Raw genomic sequence first — 24845 nt, forward strand, 5'->3', positions numbered from 1 at the left:
CAAAGAAAGTAAGCAAAGAAAGCGGCGCTTCACACCGCTAATTCTTAAGCGGGTCCCCTGGCTTGGAGGAGGTAGTGGAGCATCTGGAATCGGTGTTCTCGCGCACTCCGCGCTGGTGACAAGGCAGTCATACTTCCGGCGGCGCTGCGCGCGCCGCAGGGTACTTCTCAAAACCGACGGGGCGTATTTGCTTCCCGGGTCGTCCTTCCCGGCTCGCACTGCGTGCTCGCCGGGACGGTCTGCCAAGGGAACCAGGGGCGCGATCCAGAGGGCAACGCGCGATGCAGTTCTGGCGTTTATGGCGGCACAGGGCGAAGCGGATTACAAAAACCGCGCAGAGATGCAGCGGGGCGATCGCGAAAGCGGCCGGAAAATACAAGGGCCGCGTGCGGTCGCACGATTACGCGGTGATCAAGGCGTGGCGAGCGGCACACGGCGCGAGTATCCAGGTAACCGCAGAAAACTTCGGCGTTGGCACCGCGACGGTCAAACGCGCTTGCGCGGAAATCACAACGGGTCGCCCGGGAACTCTATGATTCAAGGAGGCACTTATGGAAGACCGGCGCTGTCAGCGCTTTCAGCCCGCGTCAGGTGGCAACTGGCAAACGCTTCGGAGGGAAAAATATGAGCATCCGTATTGTCCAACTCGGATCACCTCGCACAGTTGACGAAGGCGTCCGCATCGGTACCGTTCGACGGCCGCCGCGTGGCGTACCGAAGGCCGAGTTTGGCAGCCGGGACTATTACGATGTCTGGCTCCCCAATTTGTCGCCCAGCGCAGAACTGATGGCTGAGGGCAAGGAAGCGACGAGCACTGCCGATTGGGACCGGTTTGCGCGGAAATTCCGGGCTGAAATGAGCGACAGTAATACCAGCAAGGTGCTGGACCTTCTGGCCGCGCTATCACAAACGACCAACTTCTCCGTCGGCTGCTATTGCAACGACGAAAGCCGGTGCCACCGAAGCATTCTTCGTCATCTGTTGGCCGAGCGAGGTGCGTTGGTAGCGTGATTCTGCATAACTCGCGTCGATCATGTTGTCGTCGCGCCTATCGCGTGCTTTCCGTCAGATCGCAGGGTGAATTTTGCAGCGGGTTTCTACTTTCGCGCCACCTGACTAGATGCTATGGGAGGGCTGTGGAAGTAAGCCCGCTGGAGTAAAACGGGATTTGCAGACTCGTTTTCTCGAAGGAGCACGCAAAATGGACGCGACTGACACAGCCCTCCCATAGCGTCTAAAGGCAACTTGTCTTGAGGACGCACCGCGTCCGGCGGCGTATACGGCACATCCTTCAGCCTTCCCGCAATCACATTCGCACACTGCACCACTGATAAGCGATCACATTCCGCGTAGCTCAGGTTCAACTTGCGAAGAATGGTGACCAAAATGTCCGCATCGGCCTCGGTGTTGACATTCAGAAACTTCTGGGTCGTCTGCAATCAGAATCCTGAGCATATTTGTGGTTCATCGCAAAGCGGGACGTGAATCGAAATCACCGTGCCCGTATCGGGCGCGCTTTCGATCTGCAGCGTTGCGCCAATCAGCCGGGCGCGCTCCCTCATCCCGAGCAATCCATAGGAGTACCCCTCCACGGCGGCCGCCGCGTCAAAGCCGCAACCGTCGTCGCTGACGTGGAGGTCAAGCGCCGTGTGGCTGCCCGTTAACGTCACGTCTGCCCGCGACGCCCCAGCGTGACGCGCGACATTCGTCAGCGACGCCTGCACGATACGGAACACGGCAGTCGCGTGCGCATCCGACAAAACGGGTTCACCGCCATTGATCCGAAACTGACAGGGAATGCCGTTGCGTCGACCGAAGTCTTCGACTAGCCACTCGAGCGCCGACACGATCCCGAAGTTCAGCGCTGCGGGCCGCAGATGGTTCGCCACATTGCGCACCATCCAGATCGTCTTTTCAACGAGCTCACGCATGTCGTCGGTCTTTTTCACGGCTTCCGGGTCGCCGAAAAGCCGCATCTTGAGCAGCGACACATCCATCTTCAGCGCGGTCAGCAACTGGCCCAGCTCATCATGAATTTCCATGGCAATGCGCTTTCTTTCCTCTTCCCGAATCGCCTCCATGTAGGCGGACACCTCGCGCAACTGTTCGCGCGACTCGAATAGCTCCTGCTCGATGCGCTTGCGTCCTGTAATGTCGTTCAGGCCGATGTAGATTGCCGGTGCATCGTCATACGTGGCGACGCGCGCCGTCGCCATTGCCCAGAACCTAGTGCCGTCCGATCTGCGGAAATGGACCTCAGTGTTGCGAAAACTCCCCTCATGCCGCAAATGCTCTACCAGCCTGTCGAGCTCCGCGGCATCCACATAGAGGTCAACGATGTTGCTGATTACGCCGTTGCGCGGATCGAGTCCGAACAGCGCGAGCAACGGCTCATTCGTGTAGAAAATCTTGCCGTATGGCATTGAGATAATGCACAGCGGTACTGGGCTCGTCTCGACAATGGCGCGAAAGCACGCCTCGCTCGACTGCAGTCGAGCTTCGATCCGCCTACGCTCCTCGACTTCGGACCGTAGGCTCGCATTAGCTCGCGCGAGTTCCTCTTCCACCTTCCTGCGTTCGGTGACGTCGCGGGCAATGCCGGCGGTACCCGCCAGTTGTCCATGTCCGTCGGCGAAAGGTGTCTTGATCGTCTCCACCCACCTCCGGCGACCGTCCGCCTCGATATGGGTTTCTTCGATCCGTTTGCGGCGCCACGAGTCCATCACCTCGACATCGTCGGAGCGGTATGCCATTGCGTGTTCAAGCGGGTGCAAGTCGAAGTCGGTCTTGCCGATCATGTCAGCCGGTTCAGCGTAGCCTAAGGCGCGCACCAACGCCCGGTTGGTCGCCACGTATCGACCGTGAGTGTCTTTTACCCAGGCGAGGTCCGGAATGTTGTCGAGGATCGCCGCCATCTGCGCGTTCGCGCTGCGGAGTTCGGCAGCATGCTGATCGAGTCCCTCGATCATGACGTTGAGGGCATCGACCAGCTGATCCAGTTCGTCGGGTTTCCGCCGTGTCCGGCGCAACCGCAATGGTGCCATGGCGATACCCGGTGTGCGTCCTCGCAGCGTCGCAGCAATATCGACGAGATGGCGCGTCGCGAGCCTGTGAACCATGAACAGGATGAACAGCGCGACCAGAAACGTTTTCGCCGCGTTGCTCACGAGGATCACCAACGCCTGGCGCAACAGATCGCGATAGATGTCAGTCAAACTACCCTCAAGATGCAGTATCCCGATCTGGTGCCGATCGTTGTCACAGCAATAAATGGGAAACTCCCTGACAACCGCGTTTTCGACCTGTACGGAGCCTCGGGAAACCGTCAGCGGGTTCGCGACCTGCGTTTCGCGGACTTCGACGTAACGGATCAGGGGCAGGTGCAGCATTCCGTCGAGCTGATCCTCCAGCCGTTTGCTATCGAGGGCCCACAGCGAGTTGCCCAGACCACGCGCATAGCCCTCCTCAATTTCGTTGAAGCGGTTCTGCAATCCTGAGACCTCAGCCTGGTAACTTAGCAAGAGCTGAACGACGGTCACCACCAGCGTCACCATCGTACTGAACAGCAATACGCGGCTCAGTAGGGCGGCCGCAATTCCACCCCGCGGCGTCCTGAAAGTTTTAGGCAACGAGCCAGTATGGGTAGCCAGCAAGATCAGCTCCGGGTAAGACGGCCATCGTGACTGTAACTTCCATGCCGCCAGCACGGATCACCGGGCTGATCCGTACCGGCGGCACCAGAGATCGAGTCTGCGATGTGAAACCAATACTTACGAAGATGTGGTATATGAAAACTGTACAGTGGCCTGACCAGATGCTGCCGTGGTGCTGGTCGCTGCGGGCAACGCTTCGGCATCGAGAGACGGAATCCCCGGCAGCGCTCCTGCCTGAACCCGCACACATCCTGCCCCGGGCACTCGTTCGAGCGCCGGATGCACTGGTCCATCGCGACGATGCTGGCGAAACTTCGAAGTTCGACATTGCTAGCGGCAATGTCGCTCCCGACCGCACGATTGGTATCGTCCAGACGTAATAGACATAGCGATCCGGAACCGTAGTGCAAGAAGCTACTCTGGAGCGCTTACTGGGTGTAGTTTGCCAACACCGCACGAATCGCCGGATCATTCATGTTGTTCGGCGTGACCGTCACCACGTCGACGAATACTTTGGAGCGAGGCGGCTGGCCCTGCAAGGCCCCAACCAATGTTTCTACCGCCAGATAACCCATGCGGTAAGGGTCCTGCACCACATCGGCATAAACGACGCCACGCTTGAGCGCATCCATGAATTCCGGGCGCCAGTCGAATACGACCAGGCGCGGGTGATCGCCGACGGCCTTGGCTTCGATGACTCGCAGGGCGCCATAGGCGATCGGCTCAGCCGGTGCGAAAACAGCATCGAGGTGACCCGCATAGGCGTTCAAGGCCTTGGCGATCAATCCCTCCGCTTCACGGGGCCGGTACCCCACATAGGTATCGACAACCACATCCCATCCCTCTTCCCGCGCCACGGTCAGAAACCCGTCTTCGCGCTCGGTTGTGGAACTGATGTTCGGTGCGAGCCGCAGCACTGCTACCTTTGCCCCCCTCCGCAGGACTGGCACAAGACTGAGAGCCGCCTTTTTCCCCGCGACGAAATTGTCGGTGCTGACGGTAGAGATAGCGTTGTAATCGGTGCTGCTCCGGTCTATCAGCACCGTAGGGACCGCGATCGAAACTGGAGTTGCCACATTCTCCAACGGCTCGGGCGCCAACAGGATACCAGCGACTCCACGCTGCACCACGTAGTCGATCATCCGTAGCTGGATGTTCGGTTGTGTGCCAAGCGAGGCACCGTCTGAAGGGTTGCGCATCATCAGTTCAATATGCTTATCCTCGCCTGCCTGCTTGATCCCCTTTGTCATCGCCTGCCAGAAAACAAGCGACGATCCGGCCAGTACGACGCCGACCCTGGCGGCGTACGCAGTTGGTAGCGCTCCGGTCAATGCGGCAAACAGCACAACCAGTGTAAGGACTCTACGCATGGTGGACTCCCACAACGCCGGGACGCAACCCTCGCCGGTCTTGGGAGAGGCACGAGGACCCACGACGCCACGGTCATTCCGCCTTGCCGATCTCACGTCACCCTCCTCGGTCTCATCTGGCACATCTTTCCAGACGCGGTATCGCATTAATCGGAAGCGGCTTTCGACTCTGCCGAAAGCCTCGGACCGCTCATGTGGCAGAAGACTATCTTCTGCTCTTGATCGGAGATAAGGTCAAGTCTGGTGGTGCGACACGTGTCGCCGTCAGCCGTGCGTAATGCGCGCATGTAGTATACGGTAAAGCTCTTCGTTGTCTTGTCACGCTCGGTGTTCGGAACATTGATCGCGGTACCGTGACCTGCTGTACGACCAGCAGTTGCCTATGCTTAGCTCCCCACATTAGCGCGCACGGGGTGGGCTTGGGGCTCGACATAAAATCCAGCCGCACCGGGCGGATCACAACTGGACGGAAATCAGCGATGCGCACCAGGTGGGGAACCTGGTCGAGATTCCCGGACAAACTCAGCCAGCCGTTGTGTTCAGTCTGAGATGCCTGGACAACGAACTCATGACAGGCTTCGGCAACGGCTTGCAATACAGAAACCCCTGCGCGACCTGACAACCGTTTGCCTCAAGAAACGCCGCTTGCTCCACCGTCTCGACGCCCTCCGCAACAACCTGCTGCCCCAGGGACCGCGCAATGGAAAGGATGGCCTTCACGAGTTCCGCATGACGCCGGTCCGTGGTCACCTTCTGAACGAATGATCTGTCGATCTTCAGCGTATCGATCGGGAATTGCGTCAGATAGCTGAGCGCGGAGTAACCTGTGCCGAAATCGTCGATCGCAATGGAAAGCCCCATAGCCCTGAAGGCCGAAAGCACCCATAATCGTCTCATCCTCTTCCAGCAGTACGCTTTCAGTGATTTCAAGCTCCAGCCATTCAGGGCGGCAGCCGGTTTCTTCGAGGATTCCGGTCACCATCTGGACCAGATCGTGACACTGAAACTGCCGGGCCGACAGGTTGACCGCGACCTTATGAATTCTGGTTCCGCTGGCGTTCCATTCGGCCGCTGAACGACTCGCCTCCCGCAGCACCCACTTGCCCAGATCAACGATCAAGCCCGATTCCTCTGCAATCGGGATGAACTGCCCCGGCGAAACCAGTCCGACCCCAGGGCGGTGCCATCTCAGCAGGGCCTCGGAGCCGATCACTTCGTGATCCTGGAGCAATACCTTCGGCTGGTAATGCAGTTCAAGTTCCCCACGTCCGATGGCGCCGCGAAGCTCCGCCTTCAGCTGCAGGTGCGCTGTGGCATCGGCTGTCAGTTCCCTGGAGTAGAAGCGGAATCCGCGGCGGCCAGAGCGCTTGGCGGAGTACATCGCCGAATCCGCGTATTTCAGCAGATCGTCTGCGTCTGGACTGTCAGTCGGATATACGGCAATGCCCACGCTGCATGAGATAAACACCTCTTTCCCATTCAGCACGAACCGCTCGTCGAACCTGTCAATGATCGTGCGAACAATATGCTCCAATGCGTCGCCATCACGAACATCTGGTAGCACAATGGCAAATTCGTCGCCGCCGAAACGGGCCACCGTATCGCAAGGGCGAACCGAGATGCGCAAGCGCGCGGCCGCCTCGCGTAGCAACGTGTCTCCAGCCGCATGCCCCATCGTATCGTTGACGCCCTTGAACTGGTCCATATCGATCATCACCACGCCAATCAATGCATGGTGCGCCGCCCCGGCGACCGTCCGCCTCAGACGCTCATTGAACAAGACCCTGTTCGGCAGGGAAGTCAACGTATCGTAATAGATCATCTGACGAAGCTGCCGCTCCATCTTCTTCATTGCTTCGAATAACTGTCCGATTTCATCACGCGAATCTACCGTGATCTGATTCTCCAGCTTGCCCGATGCAATATCGTTCGCGACCCCGGCAGCCCTCTTCAGCGGACCGAGTATTGAACGCAATATCGCCACTGACACGACCATGACTACCAGCAAGTTGACGATGACCAACGCAATCGAAATCTGGCTGATCCGGCTCGCAGTCGATGCGCTTTCATCCGAAGCGCTCTTTGCCTGCTTGAGGCTGAGAGCCACATCCTCCCTCAACACCCTGGTCAATGCTGCTGCGACGTCTGCGCCGCGGTTGACCGCATCCGCGCCAGCGTCAAAATTGCCCGCTGCGAACGCGGCTATTGCCTCGTTCGCATAACGCCTGTTCTCTGCTATCAGCCCGTTCAGCCGGTCGGCAAGCTCCCGCTCGTGACCGTCACGCACATGAGCCGGGTAATAGGATGCCCATTCCCGATCGGCTATTTCCAGATCGGCACGAATGCCCGGGGCAAACTTCCCGACATCCGCGGCTAGCCGCGTGGCCTGCAGGCGTCTGATCGTCGCGCGGCTATTGAGGAGCGCAATCGTTACATTCGAGATTTTCGCAATCTGTAGCGTGTTCCTGGAATACATCCCACTCACATTGGTACTCATCCGCGAGACGCCCAATGTACTGAACAGTCCGATTGCGATCATCGTCGCGGCGCATATGCTGAAGGCAAAAATGATCTTGCGGCTGATCGTCGATAACGGTCCGTTCATCTCTTCACGGTCTTCCTGTCAGAGCGTTAGATGTTCGATGCGAAGAAACGACCACATAACTGCCGTGACATGTAGCTGAGCACACGCTCACTCGCGCTCCTGAGACATGAGAAAGGACACTGCGCTACGGGCGGTGCCAAACGGTCTCGCCCGGCAAAGCCTGGGCTGGTACGAAGGGTATGCCTGTACCGCTCAGGACAGACAGCAGCGTGAACTGCTGGCATACGCGTTGTGCGCATCGGCCACCGCTTCGTTGCTCGTCTTGATCTTGTAGTCCTGGAATTGCACCATTAGCCAGGCCCAGCGGTCCAATGCCGGAACCGTCTCCTTCATAATGACTTCAGACGTAGAGGGATCATTCTTGAGCCCGAGCATCGCCGCCTTGTCGACCAAGGGCAGCGCCTCATCCCGAACAACCTACAGTTGCTTCAGAAAATTCCTCTCGCCGCTGGTGGTGCCCGGGTCCTGACTGAAGCGGTCGTTAAATCTCTTCTCGCTATAGCTTGCCAGGCTTTGGTCGAACGCCCGCTCTTGAATGGTCATGCGCGGAACATCATTGAGAATGATGAGGTTGCGCATGGCCGTGGTCACATCCTCTTGTTGACAAGAAGTTTTTGTCCAGGAATTTCGCTTGTCGCGTTCGCCGCTTGACACGCAGACAGTAGCGGCCACGATTACATGTATGTATACGGCCGCAACGAACGGCAGCTGAAGGACTACTTGTGTAGGCATTTCCTGAAATTCATGTAGGGAAACTGGGCATGCCACGCGTCGAATGGCGGCTCCCGGTCATGGGAAACACGCATCGCATTCGTATGTGCAGTCGATCCGCAACCGCCGCCCCGCGCCGCCGCAGCCATCTCGTTCCGAGGGCTCTGTCAGGTTGAATTGTCGATAGCGCAAAAGCGCGGCTGACGCGGCTTTGCTCAGACAGCGGACGGGTTTTGGGCAAGCTCAGTAGTCCGCCCTGAATAACCCGGAGAGCCTCGTGCGACGGAGCTTTTAGGCCGAAATGGTGTTGTGAGATTTGCAGGAACCTGGCACATTAACGCGAGAATCCTGCATTTTTCGACGAGGTGCAGATGGGCCCGAAGACACCTATGCCGGAACAAGATTTCTTCCGGCATCCGCTGCGCGAACAGATCAACCTGAAGCATCCGCTGGTGCGGTTGGCCGAGCTGATCAACTGGGAGCGGCTGGGCGCGTTAATGAGCGAGAGCTTCGTGTCGGGCAAAGGTCGACCGGCGAGCTCGCCGCGCCTGATTGCGGGGCTGCTGTATTTGCAGCACACATTCGATCTGTCCGACGAAGAGGTCGTCTGGCAATGGGTGGAGAACCCGTACTGGCAGGTGTTCACCGGTGAGACCTATTTGCAGACCGAACCGCCGATCGACCCGTCGAGCCTGACGCGCTGGCGCAAACGACTGGGCGAAGCCGGCGTTGAAGAGCTGCTGGCCGAGACGATCGAGGCGGCCAAACGTGCCGGTGTGATCAAGGCCGCGAGCGTGAAGCGGGTGATCGTCGACACCACGGTGATGGAAAAGGCGATCTCCCATCCAACCGATTCACGCCTGCTCGAGCGGTGTCGCGAACATCTGGTGAAGGCGGCCGCGCGGCATGGCCTGAAGCTGCGGCAGAACTACAACCGCGAGGCGCCGCGTCTGGGGCTGCAGATTGGCCGCTACGCTCACGCGAAGCAGTACAAGCGCATGAGGAAAGCACTGCGCACGCTGCGTTCACGCGTTGGACGGGTGATGCGCGATGTGGAGCGACAGGTCGCCCAGGTGGCAGACCCCGGCCGTGCTGCATTGATGGAGCTGATTGGCCGCACGAAGCGCATCCTGGCGCAGAAGCCGAAGGACAAGAACAAGCTGTACGCGCTGCATGCGCCGGAAGTCGAGTGTCTGGCCAAAGGCAAGGCGCGCAAGCCATACGAATTCGGCGTGAAGGTGTCGATCACGACGACTCACAGGGAAGGACTGGTAGTTGGCATGCGCTCGATGCCGGGCAATCCGTATGACGGTCATACGCTGGCTGAAGCGCTGGAGCAGGCGGCAATCCTGAGCGACGTCACGCCGGAAGTCGCCATCGTCGACCGTGGATACAAGGGTGTCGCCGTCGACGGCGTGAAGATCTACCACCCGGGCCTGCGGCGGGGTATCACACGCGGACTACGCGCGATGATCAGACGGCGCAGCGCAATCGAGCCAGCCATCGGTCACATGAAGACAGACGGAAAACTCGATCGGAACTGGCTCAAAGGTGCGCTGGGCGACGCGATGCACGCGGTGCTGTGCGGCGCTGGCCACAACCTCCGGATGATCCTGAGGAAGCTACGGCTTCTTTGCGTCTTTATTCTGGCTGCCATGCTTAACCGCCGCAATGCTGCGGTCCCATCGCCGTAACGCCGGTGGTCGGCAAAACGAATTGTTCAGGACGGACTCAGTAATGCGAGGCCAGGCGGGAAAGCGACGACCGTGATAAAGCGATTTTGTTTTCTTCATCGCGCAATCTGACGTGACCACCCCGCCAACGTGACAGAGTCTGGTGCACGATGGCTATCCGCTGACCATATCCGCCGACATGTCGGAACGATCGGATGCGATGGACGGATGTGAATCGGGAACATGCACGCGCACGCAGTTGCGACCGGCCCGCTTGGCGGCATAGAGCGCTTCGTCCGCCATGCCTACCAGCGTCGCCAGTTCGACTGGTTCGTACGACGCGGGAACACAGGCGACGCCGATGCTCACGGTCAGCGTAGGCGCCGAACCGCCGTCGTGGTTGGCGCCGTCTTCTTCGATCGCCTGCCGCAGCGCTTCGGCGATGACGGCCGCTCGCGCGGAGTCGACCCGCGGCAGCACAGCAGCGAACTCTTCGCCGCCATACCGCGCGACGAACTGCCCGGGACGGGAAATATGTTGGCTCAACGTGCGCGCGAGACGGATGAGAAGCCGGTCGCCCGCCGGATGACCGTAGAGGTCATTGCACGTCTTGAAATGGTCCACGTCGATGAGCATGAGGGACAGCGGTTGCCGCGCGTCACCCCTGTCGTGCAGGACAAGCGGAAGCGTCTGATCGAAATACCGCCGCGAAAACACGCCGGTGAGGCCGTCGTGAAAGGCCTGCTCCCGTAGCTCCGCATTCAGTGTGATGAGCGTCCGGTAGAGCTTGCGGACTTCCCACAGCAGGGTGCACAGCAGGATGATGGGCGAAAATGTTGCCATGACGGCGGCAACGAGCCAGCCGACGGTATAGCGGGCATGGGTTGCGGTGACGAGCGTATCGTCGACCAGATAGACCAGCAGGGTGATGCATAGCCACAGATCCACCCGGTCGCGCAAGCCTGCGAGGATTACTACCACCAGAACCAGCAGCGCCTCCACGCATAGCATCGCGAGAACCGTACTGAAGAAAGCGGTGCGTGTATCGTTGATCACGAGCGCGGGCAGGTGAGGCGCGTAGCGCGTGATGACTGCACCGAGTCCCGCTGCGACCAACAGCGGTGTTGCGATCGCCGTCGCAACAACCGCCGCTGGCCGGGCGGGACGTTCCTTGCGGTTGGGGCTGAATCGCGCCGCGGCGACCAGCAGCGGGAAGCCGCCATGAAAGCCGACCCATAGCCATGGCAACGGTTGGGCACCAGGATCCCCAAACACGCCGGTCATCCCCAGCATGGCGAGGAGTTGCAGCAAGGCGATCGTCAACAGAAAGACGTAGGCGCTGCTCAGCATGACCATGCCGCGCCGGCGTGTCGCGCTAAACTGAAGCATCAGCAGGAACGCAGTGACGGCACTGCAGACAAGAATCGTGGTGTACGTGATCGGAAAGACCAGCGGTTGCGGACGCAACGGATGGTTGGCGAGCGGCAACACGATCAGACCGGTGGCGATGACCAGTGCCGCAAGGCTGCATGCAAACACCACATGTGTGCGTGCAATCGGCTGGGCTGACAAGGACCGCATGGAGGATGCCCCTAAATATCGCGCCTGCATAGCCGTGTCACGGTTTGCAAAGGCGCCGGGGATCACCGGCGCAGTAGGCCGCCGCCGGAATGGTTGAAGCAGTGATTGCCCCGAGGATCACCGCCAACATCTTCGTCGAGTGCTTCTTTCGCGCGGTTTGTCGTCACGCCGCGATCGATCGTGATAGGTGCTTTGACGGCACAGCTGCGTGGATTCCCGCTTTGGCCCGAAGACAACGCAACAGGCGGTTGGCGCCGCCATGGCGGCTCGGAACGTGGGATTATGACGCACGGGGCGTCGCGTGACGATCTTTATATCGCAGCGCTTCTTGCGATTTTAACACCGGAGAAAATCACGCCATAAATGTTTAACAATGGTTGCAATGAAAGGATATTGCTTTTCTCGCGCCATCCGTGGCAACGTTAATCGCTTGCCCTTGAGAACGCAGCTATTCATCATATCAACAGGACACAGCCTTTATTCTCTGTCTCATATTGCAAACGGCTCTGTCACGTTGGCGGGGTGGTCACGTCAGATTGCGCGATGAAGAAAACAAATTCGCTTTATCACGGTCATCGTTTTCCCGCCGCAGTCATCAGCTGCGCCGTGCGCTGGTATTTCCGGTTCCAGCTCAGCCTTCGTGACATCGAAGATTTACTGTTCGAGCGCGGTGTGATTGTCTGTTACGCCCCGAAGGAAGTCCCCTTTGGGGGACGACACGGTTCGGCACGAGGGAGAGCCTTGGACGGGAGCACTCGTCCACGACGACGTGGGGAGCTGAGCGCTAGAGCATAGGGACGTGGCCACACGGCCACGTTTCAGGTTGGCGATGGGCCTGTTGGCGTGAGGCAGGTTCATCGCAGGAGATTGGGGTGGGTCGTGAAGACCGGGAAGAAATGGCTTCAGCTTAAGCGCATTGCCCGACCGGCTTGCACACCGGCGGCCGCGCCATTACAGCAACCTCAACCTGAGTGTGCGTCAGCGCGGACAGCACCGTGTGATCATGAAAGCGGAACGAGCAAAGTATCTGCGAAACAGAGGCGAGCCTCGCGATCTCTTTGAGCGAAAGCGCGACCAGAACGTCGGCCACCTCCGACGACACGCCGAGACTGCTCATGCCCGAGGCTTTGTCTTCCACGAGCAGGCGCTGGATCAGGAGAAGATAGGAGAGGTTCATCTCGTGTATCAAGCGGTGTGTGTCGTGCTCCATTTCTACCACCTCCCGTGATACCGGCCGGATCGTCTCTGCTGTGAAGGCACGGCGCAGCGTACAGACGCAACAACTGTCGCCGTACGTGGATACTAGACACGCCGTGGGCGCCTCGCCATCAGGACTCCCAGAAATTGCGTTAGGCCGATGCGAAAATTTCCGTAAGGAACTCCCTACCCGCGCACTGCGCTGCCCTGCCGCGTCCCGCCTCGCTTGGCGGACCACAGGCCGGCCCCCGAATACCAGACGTGAGCATAGCCACGATGACATGGCGCGTTTACACAATGCCCCGGCCGGCGCTTTCAACTGGATGGCTACGCTCGCCCGCATCAGTGAGCTGTTTGACCTCGACCACGAGGCTGCAACATTCAGAGCCAGTGGCCTGCCTGTGGCCTACCTGTGACCTGCCTGTGCCACCAGCCATAATCCGGCTCGCGGCCGGCACTCGGACGCCGGGTGCCGCGGTACCCGACATTGCGTAGGCAATAGCGATGCGCGGCTCGCGTGCAAGCACGAAAACGATGCCCTGCATGAGCAGGTCGTCGCGGGGAAGCCGGCTAGACGCCAGCGTCCCCCTTCGTCCCGTCACGATTTAGTTTGCTTTTCGACAGTATTTAGCGCATGGTGAAATGATCCCGATGTACCTGGCCGCCCTTTTTTCGCATCCGGACAGGCATGATTCCATGACGGTCAGTAGCGCTTAAGGAGCGCGCGCCATCATGACCATTCCCACCATCGAATACAGAGGGTACGAGCTACGTGCGTACTCTCATCAGGTATTCCCGCTGCATCGTGCCCCGTATGCCAAAGGTCCGAGGCAGTTCTCATCGATCGTGCGAATCGACACCATACCGTCCAGCGAGGTCAAGGCCCGGCGCTATGCAACGTTGTTCGACACGGTAAGTCCCACCACCGCGGACGACGCCATCGACCTCGCGGTGCAATACGGCAAAGACATCGTTGATGGCAAGGTTGAGGCGACCGGACTCTGACACGCCGAATGCCAGTTAGTCCACAGCTCGAGTGGAGCAGGTCATGCAATATCCGCTTTATGTGCACCGCGACGGCGATACCGGCTTTCGTGCCAGTTTTCCCGATTTTCCCCGAGCCGCTGCGCGTGGCCATTCGTTCGATGAACTGAAACGCAACGCGCAGGAGGTTGTCGAATTGATGTACGACCGCAGCGAGCAACTCATACCCGCTCCCACCTGCAGTACGTCGGAATTGCAATCGCTCGACATGGACAATGGCCGTGGGATCTGGATGTTCATCGAGATCAATCTGGCGCGGGTTACCTCGACAGCCGTGAGCGTTCAATTCAGTCTGCCCCAGAGTCTGCTTCAGCGAGTCGATGCTGCAGCAAAAGAACGTCGCTTGACGCGCTCCACGTTCATTACGCTGGCTGTCGTACACGAACTTGAGAACCGAGACGAAGGGCAATTGTCCTGTACGCCGGTTTCCCAGTGGGTGTTCGTGGACGGATGACATAGCTAGCGCTACGACGGGCGTCAGGAATCAAACCCGAACTTACGATGTGTCGCGTCGTCCCGACTATCGAGGGCGGCGCCAACCGCCTGTTGGCGAACCAGTTTTTTCCACAGTAGGAGTGCATCATGATCGATGACCAGGTAAATGCCGAAGAACTGGCAGAAAGCAGGAGAAAGAGAGAGGCCGCAGCGAATGCAACGGATGATGGCATGCCGGCGGCCCCGGAAAATGAAAAGCCAATCGTCGAAGAGACTCAAAACAGAGCGCCGAAGCAATGGGTCAGGCACGCAAGAAAATGGCTGGGTGCTGGAAGCGGCTTTATGCGACCTTGAACGTCGGTGACTCATAAGGAAGATATTGTTCCGCCCTGAGACAGCGGAAGCGGAAGAACCGGCGAAGCGTCGGTTTTTTTCTGTAGCGCGGCATTGTCCCGGCACGAGGGCCCTAACGGGAACTCGGAAGTCAGATCCGCTGGCGCAGGTATGAGAAGAACGGGTACGGTGCCATATCGCGATCCAGGCGAGGCAGCATGGACTCGACGTGAAGCCGCACGCGTGAAGCCACCCGCGGCTCGTGTGACAAGTTCGGAGCGCCCCACACCCTGTACGGTATAGCGCGCAGATATGTCAGCCCGGCCGGTACAGACTTGATCCGTGACACCAAATCAATTCTGCAAGGATCCCGATCTCAAGCGACCAATTCGAAAGAGACCCGACGCATCTCGAACGGATCATTCCGTTACTTGTGCACGGAAATCCGCTCGCGCTATCGTACTGGCGGGGTCGTGTTTCGTCGCTATCGACACGACAGGGTCGGCTTCCCGGTGGAACCAGGCGCGTAACCCGACTGCTTAACGTATTCGATGAAGTCGAGCGCGCATTGATATCAGGCAAGGTCACCGCCCGACGGCCACCGGAATGAACCGCGCCGCGCTTACGTCTCGGTCACAGCGTCTTCAAATCCGGCAACAGGCGCTCGAATTCCCGCTTCATCACGGTGCAGCACTCGCAGACATGACTGATGTAGCGGGGGTGCTGCGGTGACGCCACTCAAGACCGCGTAGACGGGTCGGGTCCAATGGTACTGGAGTAGCGGAATGGGGCCTGCTCACGACGGCGGGCTAAGTGAATTTCCGCCCGTATCGCATCAGATCACCGAGACCATATCACTCCTTTCCCCCACCGTTGATCCCGCTTCCACTTCGCCATACCTGCTTTCCCCGCTCGGAGAGCTCGCCGCAACTATGCTCCGCGTCGGCCTCCGTCCCTTCTATCGCCATTTCGCCGCCTGCCTGTTCCTGTGCCTTTTGCTTCTGCCCGTGCCGCGCTGCCACGGCTTCATCGTGCGACCTACCTGCGTAATTCATGGTCATTTCGCCAACTCCTCCAAAAAAACAGTCTTTGCAACCTGCCAATCTGCCCAGCGCGTGTCATTTCTGGAGCGACAATCCCAATTGCTTGCGTAGCCTGTCCAATACATGATGTTCACCCATCCAACGGATTTCCCGCTTCCGCAGAACGCTGCGCCTGTATCGCCGCAGCGACACGCCGAACATCAGTGCCAACCCGACCGCGATGCCCCACAATGCGTACGTCATATCATCCTTTTCAATCTGTTCTCGCTTTACATCAGGCGACAGACCGCGCGATAGAGAAATAGCACGCGCGCGCCAGCGCTTCTAAATATCATGTTGAATCACTCAGTGCTTATGGTGCAGCCAATCGCGAATCGGATGCGTGTCCAGCCAACGGGCAACCGGCGCGTCCCTGTGTTCCCGGCCGTACCGTACCGCGGCAAATATCGCGACGCACAGCACCACCACGATCCCCACTACAAAACTGATCATTGACTGGCTCATGGCAGCCTCCTTTGAGGTCAGAACCATGCTTATATTTTAGGTGACCAGAGAAATAGCAGGAGCCATCTTCATTCAACGCTCCTTGTTTCGTGCGAACCTTGTCGCGCAGCTGCATAGTGCGATACAGGTGCGCCGCTACTCAGCGGGTCCAAGGATGACGTCAACAGCGGCCTGGCCGGCGATCTCCGAAACAAGGTAGGCCCCCAGCGGCGCGAAAACGGACCGCCTCGTATCTTGATGCGCTCGCCGAGCGCCACCACCCCGGGGGCTTGATGGGTCCTTCAATGCGAAACCAGACATCGAACATGTCCGCCGACGTGGGCAGCAGATCCACGTGAATCTCGAATCCGCGATAATTAACGGTTCGTTGCATGAAGATCTCCGGTTCCAGCACCGCCGCAAGACGGGCAAATCAATGGGCGGGATGTCTTTCTCGACCATCGCCCTCAGGCGCACATCGCCCGCATCTCGCGCGGCGGCCGCTGGCGCGAGATCCACGTCAGAAACAATCTGGCTCTTGAGTTTGCCGCAGGTAAGGTCCAGCAGCGTCACAACCCGAACATGGCATCCGCTTGCCGATGTCATCCGATGAATTCAGTTCATCGCGACGAGCGGTGGAATCAGACTTCGATCCCGAGTGGGTGACTCCAGGCAAGCGCCGCACGCGCACAGTGAGATTGCGTCAAGGCGCTGACCCTTCGTCGCAGGCGGATTCCTCCAGCGCGAGGTTGACACCCGGCACGCAGCGAACCCGTGATCTCGTGGCGCGAGCGCCGATTTGGCCACGTGAGCTGCTGTTTTCGGCCCGCACAAGGCTGTTGTCTGTTGCCTGGCACCGCGAGTATTCGCCACTATCTGGCAAACGTGTACTGGACGTAGAGCACAATGTCGAACCGCTGGCCCTTAGCTCAAGCGTCGGCTATTTGGCTTGCTCGGCCGTATTATGGATGGCCTGGCCGCCCTTCGAAATGTCTTCGCCCGCACCCGCAATGGTGTTGCAGCCCGCGAGGAGAGCCGTACAGGCGATCAGAAACAGAGCAATGAGTCGCGTCATGTTGTCCTCCTTTCACAGATTTTTGGCGGCGGCAGGCGGTGGCGAGCCGGCACATGCATGGGCGCTGTGCACCTATCCGGGCCAGTGCAGATCCTCCGTACGAGTCTTATCGTAGGCGAGACGTTGGCCAACTACGGCGTCGAATCCACGCTCGCTTCGCAATCCCGCCTGAACGGTGGCACAAATGACCGCTGCACCTGGCCGCTGCTGCTGAGCTGGCGTTTGGACGAACGGCCGATTCAGGCTCCCTTGCTCTAAATGCAGCACAGGCGATGATGGCCCCCCGTGATCGCCATCAGAAGCCAAGCGGCGTCGCCCCCTTAAAGGTGTGCGGCGCTCCAGGAAGCCGGGAATTGGCAGACCCGGAGCATTCTCGCGACAGGTCTGCAGCTCATGAAATCGAATATCGATTCTGCGGACCGCCGACATACTGCTTCTTTGCGATTTCGAGAACCTTTTCGCGTAACGCGTCAAAGGCACCAAGCACTGACCGCTCGTCGGATCCAACGCCAGGTTGCAGATTTCTGAGCATGGCGTCGTCGACCATGAAGGTGATTTCACGCGAATTGTCGTACCCCCAGAAACACACGCAATGTCGGGAGGCATCGTAGCTACGGCTGGGGTTGGGAAATTGAAGCACGGCAATCAGCTTTTCGCGCACACGGCCGAGTAGCGCCACTTACTGGCGTTGGAGTCGATTGTGGCGTAAGCGACGCGTCTTTTCTCTGCTCTCAGAGCATCCGCTGTGTCGAGTACATGAGCACGCGTCCTGCGTTCGACGGCGTACTCGCTCTCGCTGCCAATTGCAGCCGAAGCAGGTTTGAGTTGCGATCGCATGATGGGGCCCCGAAGCTGGAGGTCGCTCATGGGCGACCAGTGTCTCCACTGTATACCCTTTGGCTGGCAGCGACGTCTTTATTTACCTGAACCCCTTGGAGTTCAGTTTTCCGAAACGTTTATACATGTCGACCTCGAAGAATTCGCTCGGACGGCGACCGCCGTCGCTTGTCCGGCGCCCTTTGCTCCGCTATACGCAGGCGCTGATCACGCGGATGGCGACGACCGCCGTGCGTAGCCGACACCATTCGATTGACCAGCAGTTGAGCAGGTGTCGGCTGCTCAGCATCGATCGCCTCTCATCAAACGAAATGAAAATGACCCAGGAACTGATTGCCAATATGCTGGGCGTGCGCCGATCCGGTGTAACCGGGGCCGCACGGAAACTGCAGGAAGCTGGTCTGATCCGCAACAGCCACGACCCCATCGAGGTATTAGACAGACCGGGACTCGAAAAGCGTGTGTGCGAATGTTACGGCGGAGTGAAGCGCGAATTCGACCGGCTGTTACCCGCTTTGAAAGCGCTATAGAGATGGCGTGAGCTTGTCTCGGCGCAAATTCAATTTCATGCAACGGTCAGGATGGTGAGCAAAGACAAACGAATGACCGCTGTGCGGCCGCTTTGCGCCGCCCCACGACATCACTGAAACGGCCGCTGCGAGTCGAGTGCCGTCAGTGCCGACGGCCGCAGCCCGGCCAGACCCAACCGGTGGGCCGGAGACGAAGCTGTTCTGCCGAGTGCGGCTTGAATATGCCGCTTTTTGTCCGAGTACCCGCGTGGCCAGGTCATCTTTCACCTGCACTTCGATAGCATTCGAACTCTCATTCCGGCCTGTTGAAGACGCCCGCTTCGAGATCCTTCGTGAAATGCTGTAGCCAATCGCTTTCGTCGCCGATCACGTATTCCTTCGTAACCTGCGTCGATAGCCGGGCTATGGTGACGTAGCCCTGTAGACCAAGGTTCTCGTCACCTTTCGGGTCCGTCGTATCTGTTTCCAGAAGAGCGAAATCGCCTTCTGCCAAACCACTGCGCTCCAGGGTCGCTAGAAAGTTTTTGTGTTCATCCGGTTCGATCAGCCGCATGTTCGGCCCCCTTGTGTTCAACGGAGACGTCGTGGAGCCCTATCGTTATGGGGACCGACGACACCCGCTCAAGTGTGGAAATCTGCGCACCGCACCCATGAGGTACGCGTCGTAATCGCCCCCGTATCGGTGCTGCCAGGAAGCAAACGTCACTATTGCTTGCCGTTCTATCGCCTGGGCCCTTTCATGCTTTCCGACTCCATGGCCGCGTTCCGTTCCTCGCTCGCCTCGATGGGTTCCAACGCTTCGTCAACCGACGCCATTGCGCGCTCGGCGGCAGCTTTCGTTTCGTCTGCCGGGGCATCGAATTCGTCGTTGCCGTCACCTGGGGGCTGCAGCATGTCTTTGAGCATCGCGTTCAGTTCAGATGTATCCCACGGCAGGCCACGCTGCGTTCGGACCTTTATGTAGTGTCTTACTTCCGCGTCCTGTTCCGCGGTAAGCGGCAGCCCTCGGAAGGTGCTTGTAGGGTCAGAGTTTGTCATGGCTTTCTCCTGCTTCGATTGCTCTTTCAGTGTAGCCCCATTGCAACCATGAAAGCCGTAGTAGCAGGGCGCTTGTGCCCGCTCTTGAAAGGGACCGGATGCAGTTGCAACGACAGGCAACAGGCGGCCAGGTCGGATCATCTAGGAAAGTTTCGCAAATGTCCGCTCGCGGACGGACAAGTGACCCTGGTCGACGATGTTTTAATTTTCCGCTTGCCGTGGGCCAAAGCGAACGCTCGCCGAGCGCAGCAAAAGCGCCATAGGATCATCTTCTCCGTCGTCGACGAGGCGTCCGGACGTTAAGAAGGACGCGCACTCTGATTTTATGGCACCCACCCCGCCGGCCCGTTCGCAATAACATGCTTGACAAATTCGTCTTAAGATACGAACACACCGGCTATACCAGACATCCGTTTCGGATGCCGCCAGTTCACTCCTTTTACCTCACGCGACTATGCATGACACATCGGAAGCTGTCGGCGAGACGATGCCCAGTGGGTGGTTCAGCAGCTTGATTACCGACTGGCGCGGGGTAAAGCTGCGCCTCTCGCTACTCATCGCAATCGGTTGCGGCGTTGTCGTCCTGCTGACCGCCCTTCTGCTTGGCGAGCAGTACGCGGCTAGCGCGTTGGCCACGCGTGAACGTCTGATTGGCAACGATCTGGTTGCGTCCGTCGACAGTATCCTGAATCTCGTCAGGTCGCGCCGTCGAACCGAACTGGCGGCGCTCGCGGGACGACCGTGTGGGGATGTCCTGCGTCCCCTGTCGAAGTTGCAGACCTACATCCCGTACATTCGCGGAGCGAATCTCGTGGTCGACGGACGCGTTTATTGTTCCTCCGGCCTGGGACCGATCGACGTTCCGTTATCCGTCTATCTGACGTCGAGCGCCGCGGGTGCCAGTATCAACCTTCTTCCGCAGACCCCATACCACCCAAATGAGCCGGTCCTTGTGATGTTCGATGCAACGGGCAAGGGCACGGGCATTCTGTACATTATCGATGGCGACTATATTGCGGATGCTCTCTCCCACGGCGTCAGATACGGTGCGCAGTATGCTGCTCTGTCAATCGCGGGAGTGGCGCTTCTGACCGACGATGGTGCGTTCGTGCCGCTCTCGAAGTCCCCACCCGTTTACGCGATGCGCGTTGCATCCAGCGCGTGGCCGCTTTCCATCATGGTGTCCCCGTCGGCGGAATTTGTTTCGCAGATGCGCTGGAAGTATGGGCTTATTTTTGGTGCTGCCGGTGTACTGCTGGACATACTTATTGCGGCCGCATATCTCCTAGTGTTTGCGCCACGCCGTCTGCTTCTCGCGGCAGTTCATCGCGCGTTGCGGCAGGACGAGTTTCACGTCGTCTATCAACCAGTGGTAGACCTCGCCAGTCGCTACGCAGTTGGAGTTGAAGCCCTGTTACGATGGCATCACCCGAAGTGGGGGCCCGTCAGTCCCGCTTTGTTCATGAGCGAGGTCGAGTCCAGCACGCTTCATGCGGCTGTGACGAGATTCGTGCTGCGCACGGTAGTGGCGGACATGAGCCGTCACGCGCCAATGCCGCCGTTGCGCGTCGCGGTCAACATCTCGCCAAGAGACCTGGGAAGGAAAGGCTTCGTCGCGGAAGTCCTGGCCGTGAGCAGCAGACTGCCGCAAGGCGTCAGTCTTACTCTGGAGCTGACTGAACGGTTTCTTCTCGATAAAAGCGTCCATACCGCGGCCATCTTCAGGACCCTCAGGACACAGGGAATCAAATTCGCGATCGACGACTTCGGTACACACAACAGCAACCTCGATCTTCTGGGACGGTTTCCTTTCGACTTCATAAAAATTGACCGCCAGTTTGTGAGTCAGGTCGATACAGGCGGTGCCGAACTTATCAAAGGCATTGTGGCCATGGCCAGGCACTTCGGCTTGCAGGTCATCGCCGAAGGTGTGGAAACCGAGGCTCAGCATCAGGCGCTGCAGGATGTGGGTGTGCTGTTTGGTCAGGGATACCTCTATCAGAGACCACTGCGAGCCGAACAACTCGCATCAAGGCTGCAGGAACACCGGTAACTAACTGCCGCCCACGCCTGTCCGGTTTGCGGCTGACAAGCAGACTTTGGACACCACGGTTCAATAGGCCGCTCCGAGTCGAGGCTGTGTGAAAACGCACGCTGAATGCGGCTTTCTCAAAAATCGCCCCTTCAGATCGCGCTGTATTGGCTTGGCAGCAACTCGGGACGGGTAAAACGACACCCGAACACCGAGTGCTTTCGCGTTTTCACACAGCCTCCTACAGTTTGCGACGATGGGCAAAGGCGTGTGCAACGCGATGCAACGCGATGCAACGCGATGCAACGCGATGCAACGAAGATGCTTCAAGGAATGCTTGTAGGATACTTCGAGCATCTGATATCAGCGTGATATCAACCTGCTAGCAACTGCTAACGGATGCTTGCACCCAAGGTAGGCATTGGTGCGGCCTTAGGTTGAGACTAAGGCTAACCAACGGGTGCCGTTTTTGGGAGGCTTGGTGCGCAAGCAGTACCGTTTTCGGTACCGTTGGAATGATCGCCACCTAGTCACGCGTAGTGCCGTCTGATGCTCAGGAACAACACTTCGGAGTTTGGCGGGTTCTTTGGCGGGTAGAAATGAAAAACGGGCCGAGAGGCCCGTATTCATTGCATTGGTGTCCTGGCGGAGAGACGGGGATTCGAACCCCGGATAGGTTATTAACCTATACACGCTTTCCAGGCGTGCGACTTAAACCGCTCATCCATCTCTCCGGCGGGGAGCCGAATTATAGCAAACTTCGGGCCCTGCGCCACTCCCGTGCGCAAACCGGTCTACGGATGCCGGATATAGTCCACCAGCGCCCGCGTATAAGCATCCGGTTTCCGGTCGATCAAACTCACGCCGATCGCCACCAGAAACCCGGCCGGCACGCCGAACACGCCCGAGCTGATCGGTTCGATCCCGAACCACCGCGCGCCCGCGAAGCCCGTCATCTGCGTGAAGAACGGATATGTCGCAACGATGTAGTAAATGCACACCACCAGCCCCGCCACCATTCCCGCTACGGCGCCCAGACGCGTGGTGCGCTTCCAGAACACGCCCAGCACCAGCACCGGAAACAGGCTCGACGCCGCCAGCGAAAACGCCGCGCCCACCAGAAACAGAATATTCCCCGTATTCAGCGACGCCACATACGACGCGAACAGCGCCACCCCCAGCAGCAGAATCTTCGAGATCGTCACACGCCGCTGGCTCGATGCCGACGGATCGACCATGTGATAGTAGACATCGTGCGATAACGCGTTGGCGATCGTCAGCAGCAGACCATCCGCGGTCGAAAGCGCCGCCGCCAGCGCGCCCGCCGCGATCAGCCCGGACATCACATACGGCAGCCCCGCGATCTCGGGCGCAGCCAGCACCACCATGTCCGGCTGCATCTGGATCTCGCTCCAGCGCACGATGCCGTCGCCGTTCGTATCGGCGAGGCTGATCAGACTCGGCTCGACCTTGCTCCATTGCGTCAGCCATTGTGGCAAATCGGCAAAGTGATGACCTACTACGTTGGTCAGCATCTCGTACTTGATCAGCACGGCGAGCACCGGCACCGTTAGATAAAACAGCGCGACGAAGAGCAGTGTCCAGCCGACCGAGCGTCGCGCGGAGGCCACCGAGGTCGTCGTGTTGTAGCGCGTCAGGATGTGAGGCAGGCTCGCCGTGCCGAGCGACAGACACAACAGCAGCGACAGGAAATTGCGCTCATGGGTGCGCCGATCCTCATCGCTCGCGGTAGGAAACGGTTCGTGCATCGGCACCGGTGCGGCGGCACGCATCAGCATCTCGTCACGTCGCTGGGTCCAGACGATCTGCGCGGCGGCGGCATCGCGTGGAAACTGTTCGAGCGCCCGCTCGCGCTCCTTGATCTCGCGCAGCGGGCCGTTATGGCGCCGCAAGTCCGCCACTTCCTGTGTGAGCCGCCGCTTCTCGTCGACGAACGATTGCGGCAGGGCGTCGAGGCGCGTCTGCATCAGCGCGGCGCGCCGCCGATAGTCGTCGCGGACGGTCTGCTCGAGCGGCGCGTCACGCACCTGCTTCTCCAATACTTCAACGCGCGCCATCAAGCGGCCGTAATTGAACTGCGGTACCCAGCCGAGGCCGTCCTTATGCGCGATCATCGACACTGGAATCAGAATCGCCGCGATCAGGATGATGTATTGCGCGACCTGGGTCCAGGTCACGGCACGCATACCACCCAGAAACGAGCACACCAGAATGCCCGCCAGTCCGCAGAAAATGCCGACGGCGAAGTCCACGCCGATAAAACGCGTCGCAATCAAGCCGACGCCCTGAATCTGCGCGACCAGATAGACGAACGAGCACAGGATCGCCGCTAACGCAGCAAGTCCACGCACGGCGTTGCTCGAAAACCGCGTGCCGAGAAAGTCGGGAATCGTGTAGCGCGCGAGCTTGCGCACGTATGGCGCAAGCAGAAACGCGACGAGGCAATAGCCGCCGGTCCAGCCCATCACGTACGCAAGGCCGTCGTAGCCGGTCGCGTAGATCGAACCGGCCAAACCGATGAACGACGCTGCGGACAGCCAGTCGGCGGCGGTCGCCATGCCGTTGAAGGCGGACGGCACGCGCCGCCCCGCTACGTAGTATTCGACCAGATCGGACGTGCGTGACAGCAACCCGATCACCGCATACACCGCGATCGGCACGAACAGGAACACATAGCCGATCCAGATGCCGGGGCCGGTGGTGCGCTCGATGCGCCACATCACATAGATGAACAACAGGAAGCCGAGCGTGTAGAACGCGTACGAGCGGACCAGCCGATGCGTGAGCTTCATCGGCTCAGTTTCCGCGCACGGTGGAATCGGCGCTAGCGTCGGTATCGAATGCGCGTTGCAGCCGGCGGTCGGCGCGCTGCATCAGCACGATATAGACGACGATCAACGCAACGTACACGAGAATCGCCCCTTGCGCGCCGAAGTAGAACGGCAATCTGAAGCCGCCGATGCGCACCTGCGCCAACGCCGGTGCCACCAGCGGCACGCCGAACGACACGACGAAGCCCAAGGTCATCAACGTAGCGATCAACGCGAGGTTGAAACGCCAGTACTTCTGATGCGCGCTCGCCATCGCTGCCGAGACCGCAGGCGGTTCGGGCGCGGGATTGAGCGTAGCGTGAGAGGAGTGATGCGGCGCGGCCATGCGCCTATGTATCAAAAAGCCACCGGGC

The 24845-nt window shown here is 59.3% G+C and carries 21 protein-coding genes, 1 tRNA gene and 6 pseudogenes; 10 read left to right on the top strand and 18 right to left on the bottom strand.

All coding sequences use genetic code 11. The annotated features are described in order from the left end of the window. Nucleotides 1-262 precede the first annotated feature (262 nt). Nucleotides 263-536: pseudogene (locus WN982_RS14525) on the top strand (recombinase family protein); the annotation flags it as partial. A gap of 88 nt (nucleotides 537-624) precedes the next feature. Further along, a complete protein-coding gene (locus WN982_RS14530) occupies nucleotides 625-1011 on the top strand; it encodes a DUF488 family protein (protein ID WP_341312668.1) in 387 nt (128 codons plus the stop codon). A 428-nt stretch (nucleotides 1012-1439) separates the two neighbouring features. On the opposite strand, the pseudogene WN982_RS14535 reads toward WN982_RS14530, so the two are convergent. Both WN982_RS14535 and WN982_RS14540 read right to left on the bottom strand, forming a co-directional pair. Continuing rightward, nucleotides 1440-2561 (bottom strand): annotated as a pseudogene (locus tag WN982_RS14535) (sensor histidine kinase); the annotation flags it as partial. Nucleotides 2562-2612: 51 nt separating this feature from the next. After that, a pseudogene (locus tag WN982_RS14540) lies at nucleotides 2613-3554 on the bottom strand (PAS domain-containing protein); the annotation flags it as partial. 233 nt (nucleotides 3555-3787) lie between these two features. Here WN982_RS14540 and WN982_RS14545 point away from each other — a divergent pair. Beyond that, the gene (locus WN982_RS14545) at nucleotides 3788-4033 is read left to right on the top strand and encodes a hypothetical protein (RefSeq protein WP_341312669.1); all 246 of its coding nucleotides are present in this window, start codon (nucleotides 3788-3790) and stop codon (nucleotides 4031-4033) included. A gap of 48 nt (nucleotides 4034-4081) precedes the next feature. Here the strand turns inward: WN982_RS14545 and WN982_RS14550 are convergent, their stop codons facing one another. From WN982_RS14550 to WN982_RS14565, 4 genes are all read right to left on the bottom strand, one after another. Next, nucleotides 4082-5023 (bottom strand): substrate-binding domain-containing protein, encoded by a 942-nt coding sequence (locus tag WN982_RS14550; protein ID WP_341312670.1) that lies wholly within the window; start codon nucleotides 5021-5023, stop codon nucleotides 4082-4084. Nucleotides 5024-5654: 631 nt separating this feature from the next. After that, entirely contained in the window at nucleotides 5655-7628 is a 1974-nt protein-coding gene (locus tag WN982_RS14555) for a diguanylate cyclase (RefSeq protein WP_341312671.1), read from the bottom strand. Nucleotides 7629-7820: 192 nt separating this feature from the next. Next, nucleotides 7821-8021 carry a hypothetical protein gene (locus tag WN982_RS14560; RefSeq protein ID WP_341312672.1) on the bottom strand — a complete coding sequence of 67 codons (201 nt, stop codon included), beginning with the start codon at nucleotides 8019-8021 and terminating at the stop codon, nucleotides 7821-7823. Between the two features lie 24 nt (nucleotides 8022-8045). Further along, nucleotides 8046-8207 carry a hypothetical protein gene (locus WN982_RS14565; protein ID WP_341312673.1) on the bottom strand — a complete coding sequence of 54 codons (162 nt, stop codon included), beginning with the start codon at nucleotides 8205-8207 and terminating at the stop codon, nucleotides 8046-8048. Nucleotides 8208-8710: 503 nt separating this feature from the next. On the opposite strand from WN982_RS14565, the gene WN982_RS14570 reads away from it, so the two are divergent. Next, entirely contained in the window at nucleotides 8711-10033 is a 1323-nt protein-coding gene (locus WN982_RS14570) for an IS5 family transposase (protein ID WP_341312674.1), read from the top strand. 153 nt (nucleotides 10034-10186) lie between these two features. Here the strand turns inward: WN982_RS14570 and WN982_RS14575 are convergent, their stop codons facing one another. Beyond that, nucleotides 10187-11593 (bottom strand): sensor domain-containing diguanylate cyclase, encoded by a 1407-nt coding sequence (locus WN982_RS14575; RefSeq protein WP_341312675.1) that lies wholly within the window; start codon nucleotides 11591-11593, stop codon nucleotides 10187-10189. A 543-nt stretch (nucleotides 11594-12136) separates the two neighbouring features. On the opposite strand from WN982_RS14575, the pseudogene WN982_RS14580 reads away from it, so the two are divergent. Then, nucleotides 12137-12280, top strand: a pseudogene (locus WN982_RS14580) (IS6 family transposase); the annotation flags it as partial. Between the two features lie 220 nt (nucleotides 12281-12500). On the opposite strand, the gene flhD reads toward WN982_RS14580, so the two are convergent. Next, nucleotides 12501-12803 (bottom strand): flagellar transcriptional regulator FlhD, encoded by a 303-nt coding sequence (flhD, locus tag WN982_RS14585; protein WP_341312676.1) that lies wholly within the window; start codon nucleotides 12801-12803, stop codon nucleotides 12501-12503. A gap of 719 nt (nucleotides 12804-13522) precedes the next feature. Between flhD and WN982_RS14590 the strand changes: the two genes are divergently transcribed. From WN982_RS14590 to WN982_RS14600, 3 genes are all read left to right on the top strand, one after another. Continuing rightward, entirely contained in the window at nucleotides 13523-13795 is a 273-nt protein-coding gene (locus WN982_RS14590) for a hypothetical protein (RefSeq protein WP_341312677.1), read from the top strand. Between the two features lie 43 nt (nucleotides 13796-13838). Further along, nucleotides 13839-14288, top strand: a complete 450-nt coding sequence (locus WN982_RS14595) for a type II toxin-antitoxin system HicB family antitoxin (RefSeq protein WP_341312678.1) — start codon at nucleotides 13839-13841, stop codon at nucleotides 14286-14288. A gap of 128 nt (nucleotides 14289-14416) precedes the next feature. Next, nucleotides 14417-14623 (top strand): hypothetical protein, encoded by a 207-nt coding sequence (locus WN982_RS14600; protein ID WP_341312679.1) that lies wholly within the window; start codon nucleotides 14417-14419, stop codon nucleotides 14621-14623. A gap of 833 nt (nucleotides 14624-15456) precedes the next feature. On the opposite strand, the gene WN982_RS14605 is transcribed toward WN982_RS14600, so the two are convergent. From WN982_RS14605 to WN982_RS14625, 5 genes and pseudogenes are all read right to left on the bottom strand, one after another. Continuing rightward, nucleotides 15457-15663, bottom strand: coding sequence for a hypothetical protein (locus WN982_RS14605; protein ID WP_115105828.1), 207 nt, complete (start codon nucleotides 15661-15663; stop codon nucleotides 15457-15459). Nucleotides 15664-15990: 327 nt separating this feature from the next. Further along, entirely contained in the window at nucleotides 15991-16149 is a 159-nt protein-coding gene (locus WN982_RS14610) for a hypothetical protein (protein ID WP_341312680.1), read from the bottom strand. A gap of 135 nt (nucleotides 16150-16284) precedes the next feature. Further along, nucleotides 16285-16522, bottom strand: a pseudogene (locus WN982_RS14615) (hypothetical protein). Nucleotides 16523-17068: 546 nt separating this feature from the next. Then, nucleotides 17069-17203 (bottom strand): entericidin A/B family lipoprotein, encoded by a 135-nt coding sequence (locus WN982_RS14620; protein ID WP_115105822.1) that lies wholly within the window; start codon nucleotides 17201-17203, stop codon nucleotides 17069-17071. A gap of 391 nt (nucleotides 17204-17594) precedes the next feature. Beyond that, a complete protein-coding gene (locus tag WN982_RS14625) occupies nucleotides 17595-17882 on the bottom strand; it encodes a DUF1488 domain-containing protein (RefSeq protein ID WP_341312681.1) in 288 nt (95 codons plus the stop codon). 322 nt (nucleotides 17883-18204) lie between these two features. On the opposite strand from WN982_RS14625, the pseudogene WN982_RS14630 reads away from it, so the two are divergent. Beyond that, a pseudogene (locus tag WN982_RS14630) lies at nucleotides 18205-18570 on the top strand (helix-turn-helix domain-containing protein); the annotation flags it as partial. A 292-nt stretch (nucleotides 18571-18862) separates the two neighbouring features. Here WN982_RS14630 and WN982_RS14635 read toward each other — a convergent pair. Together WN982_RS14635 and WN982_RS14640 are read right to left on the bottom strand one after the other, a co-directional pair. Further along, the gene (locus WN982_RS14635; RefSeq protein WP_341312682.1) at nucleotides 18863-19123 is read right to left on the bottom strand and encodes a transcriptional regulator; all 261 of its coding nucleotides are present in this window, start codon (nucleotides 19121-19123) and stop codon (nucleotides 18863-18865) included. Between the two features lie 167 nt (nucleotides 19124-19290). Beyond that, nucleotides 19291-19608, bottom strand: a complete 318-nt coding sequence (locus WN982_RS14640; protein WP_341312683.1) for a hypothetical protein — start codon at nucleotides 19606-19608, stop codon at nucleotides 19291-19293. A gap of 511 nt (nucleotides 19609-20119) precedes the next feature. On the opposite strand from WN982_RS14640, the gene WN982_RS14645 reads away from it, so the two are divergent. Further along, the gene (locus WN982_RS14645; protein WP_341312684.1) at nucleotides 20120-21661 is read left to right on the top strand and encodes an EAL domain-containing protein; all 1542 of its coding nucleotides are present in this window, start codon (nucleotides 20120-20122) and stop codon (nucleotides 21659-21661) included. A 622-nt stretch (nucleotides 21662-22283) separates the two neighbouring features. Here the strand turns inward: WN982_RS14645 and WN982_RS14650 are convergent. From WN982_RS14650 to WN982_RS14660, 3 genes are all read right to left on the bottom strand, one after another. Beyond that, nucleotides 22284-22374, bottom strand: a tRNA-Ser gene (locus tag WN982_RS14650). A gap of 60 nt (nucleotides 22375-22434) precedes the next feature. Then, nucleotides 22435-24453: a sodium:solute symporter family protein gene (locus WN982_RS14655; RefSeq protein ID WP_341312685.1), complete on the bottom strand. Its 2019-nt coding sequence runs from the start codon at nucleotides 24451-24453 to the stop codon at nucleotides 22435-22437. A 4-nt stretch (nucleotides 24454-24457) separates the two neighbouring features. Beyond that, nucleotides 24458-24817, bottom strand: a complete 360-nt coding sequence (locus WN982_RS14660) for a DUF4212 domain-containing protein (protein WP_341312686.1) — start codon at nucleotides 24815-24817, stop codon at nucleotides 24458-24460. Nucleotides 24818-24845: the final 28 nt, after the last annotated feature.

The organism is Paraburkholderia sp. IMGN_8 (assembly GCF_038050405.1).
Lineage (GTDB): Bacteria > Pseudomonadota > Gammaproteobacteria > Burkholderiales > Burkholderiaceae > Paraburkholderia.

Coding starts and splice junctions, on each gene's coding strand:
- WN982_RS14550 (WP_341312670.1), bottom strand. CDS start 5,023: ATGCGTAGAGTCCTTACACTGGTTGTGCTGTTTGCCGCATTGACCGGA.
- WN982_RS14600 (WP_341312679.1), top strand. CDS start 14,417: ATGATCGATGACCAGGTAAATGCCGAAGAACTGGCAGAAAGCAGGAGA.
- WN982_RS14605 (WP_115105828.1), bottom strand. CDS start 15,663: ATGACCATGAATTACGCAGGTAGGTCGCACGATGAAGCCGTGGCAGCG.
- WN982_RS14655 (WP_341312685.1), bottom strand. CDS start 24,453: ATGAAGCTCACGCATCGGCTGGTCCGCTCGTACGCGTTCTACACGCTC.
- WN982_RS14590 (WP_341312677.1), top strand. CDS start 13,523: ATGACCATTCCCACCATCGAATACAGAGGGTACGAGCTACGTGCGTAC.
- WN982_RS14530 (WP_341312668.1), top strand. CDS start 625: ATGAGCATCCGTATTGTCCAACTCGGATCACCTCGCACAGTTGACGAA.
- WN982_RS14570 (WP_341312674.1), top strand. CDS start 8,711: ATGGGCCCGAAGACACCTATGCCGGAACAAGATTTCTTCCGGCATCCG.
- WN982_RS14565 (WP_341312673.1), bottom strand. CDS start 8,207: ATGCGCAACCTCATCATTCTCAATGATGTTCCGCGCATGACCATTCAA.
- WN982_RS14610 (WP_341312680.1), bottom strand. CDS start 16,149: ATGAGCCAGTCAATGATCAGTTTTGTAGTGGGGATCGTGGTGGTGCTG.
- flhD (WP_341312676.1), bottom strand. CDS start 12,803: ATGGAGCACGACACACACCGCTTGATACACGAGATGAACCTCTCCTAT.
- WN982_RS14555 (WP_341312671.1), bottom strand. CDS start 7,628: ATGAACGGACCGTTATCGACGATCAGCCGCAAGATCATTTTTGCCTTC.
- WN982_RS14640 (WP_341312683.1), bottom strand. CDS start 19,608: ATGACAAACTCTGACCCTACAAGCACCTTCCGAGGGCTGCCGCTTACC.
- WN982_RS14635 (WP_341312682.1), bottom strand. CDS start 19,123: ATGCGGCTGATCGAACCGGATGAACACAAAAACTTTCTAGCGACCCTG.
- WN982_RS14575 (WP_341312675.1), bottom strand. CDS start 11,593: ATGCGGTCCTTGTCAGCCCAGCCGATTGCACGCACACATGTGGTGTTT.
- WN982_RS14660 (WP_341312686.1), bottom strand. CDS start 24,817: ATGGCCGCGCCGCATCACTCCTCTCACGCTACGCTCAATCCCGCGCCC.
- WN982_RS14545 (WP_341312669.1), top strand. CDS start 3,788: ATGAAAACTGTACAGTGGCCTGACCAGATGCTGCCGTGGTGCTGGTCG.
- WN982_RS14595 (WP_341312678.1), top strand. CDS start 13,839: ATGCAATATCCGCTTTATGTGCACCGCGACGGCGATACCGGCTTTCGT.
- WN982_RS14620 (WP_115105822.1), bottom strand. CDS start 17,203: ATGACGCGACTCATTGCTCTGTTTCTGATCGCCTGTACGGCTCTCCTC.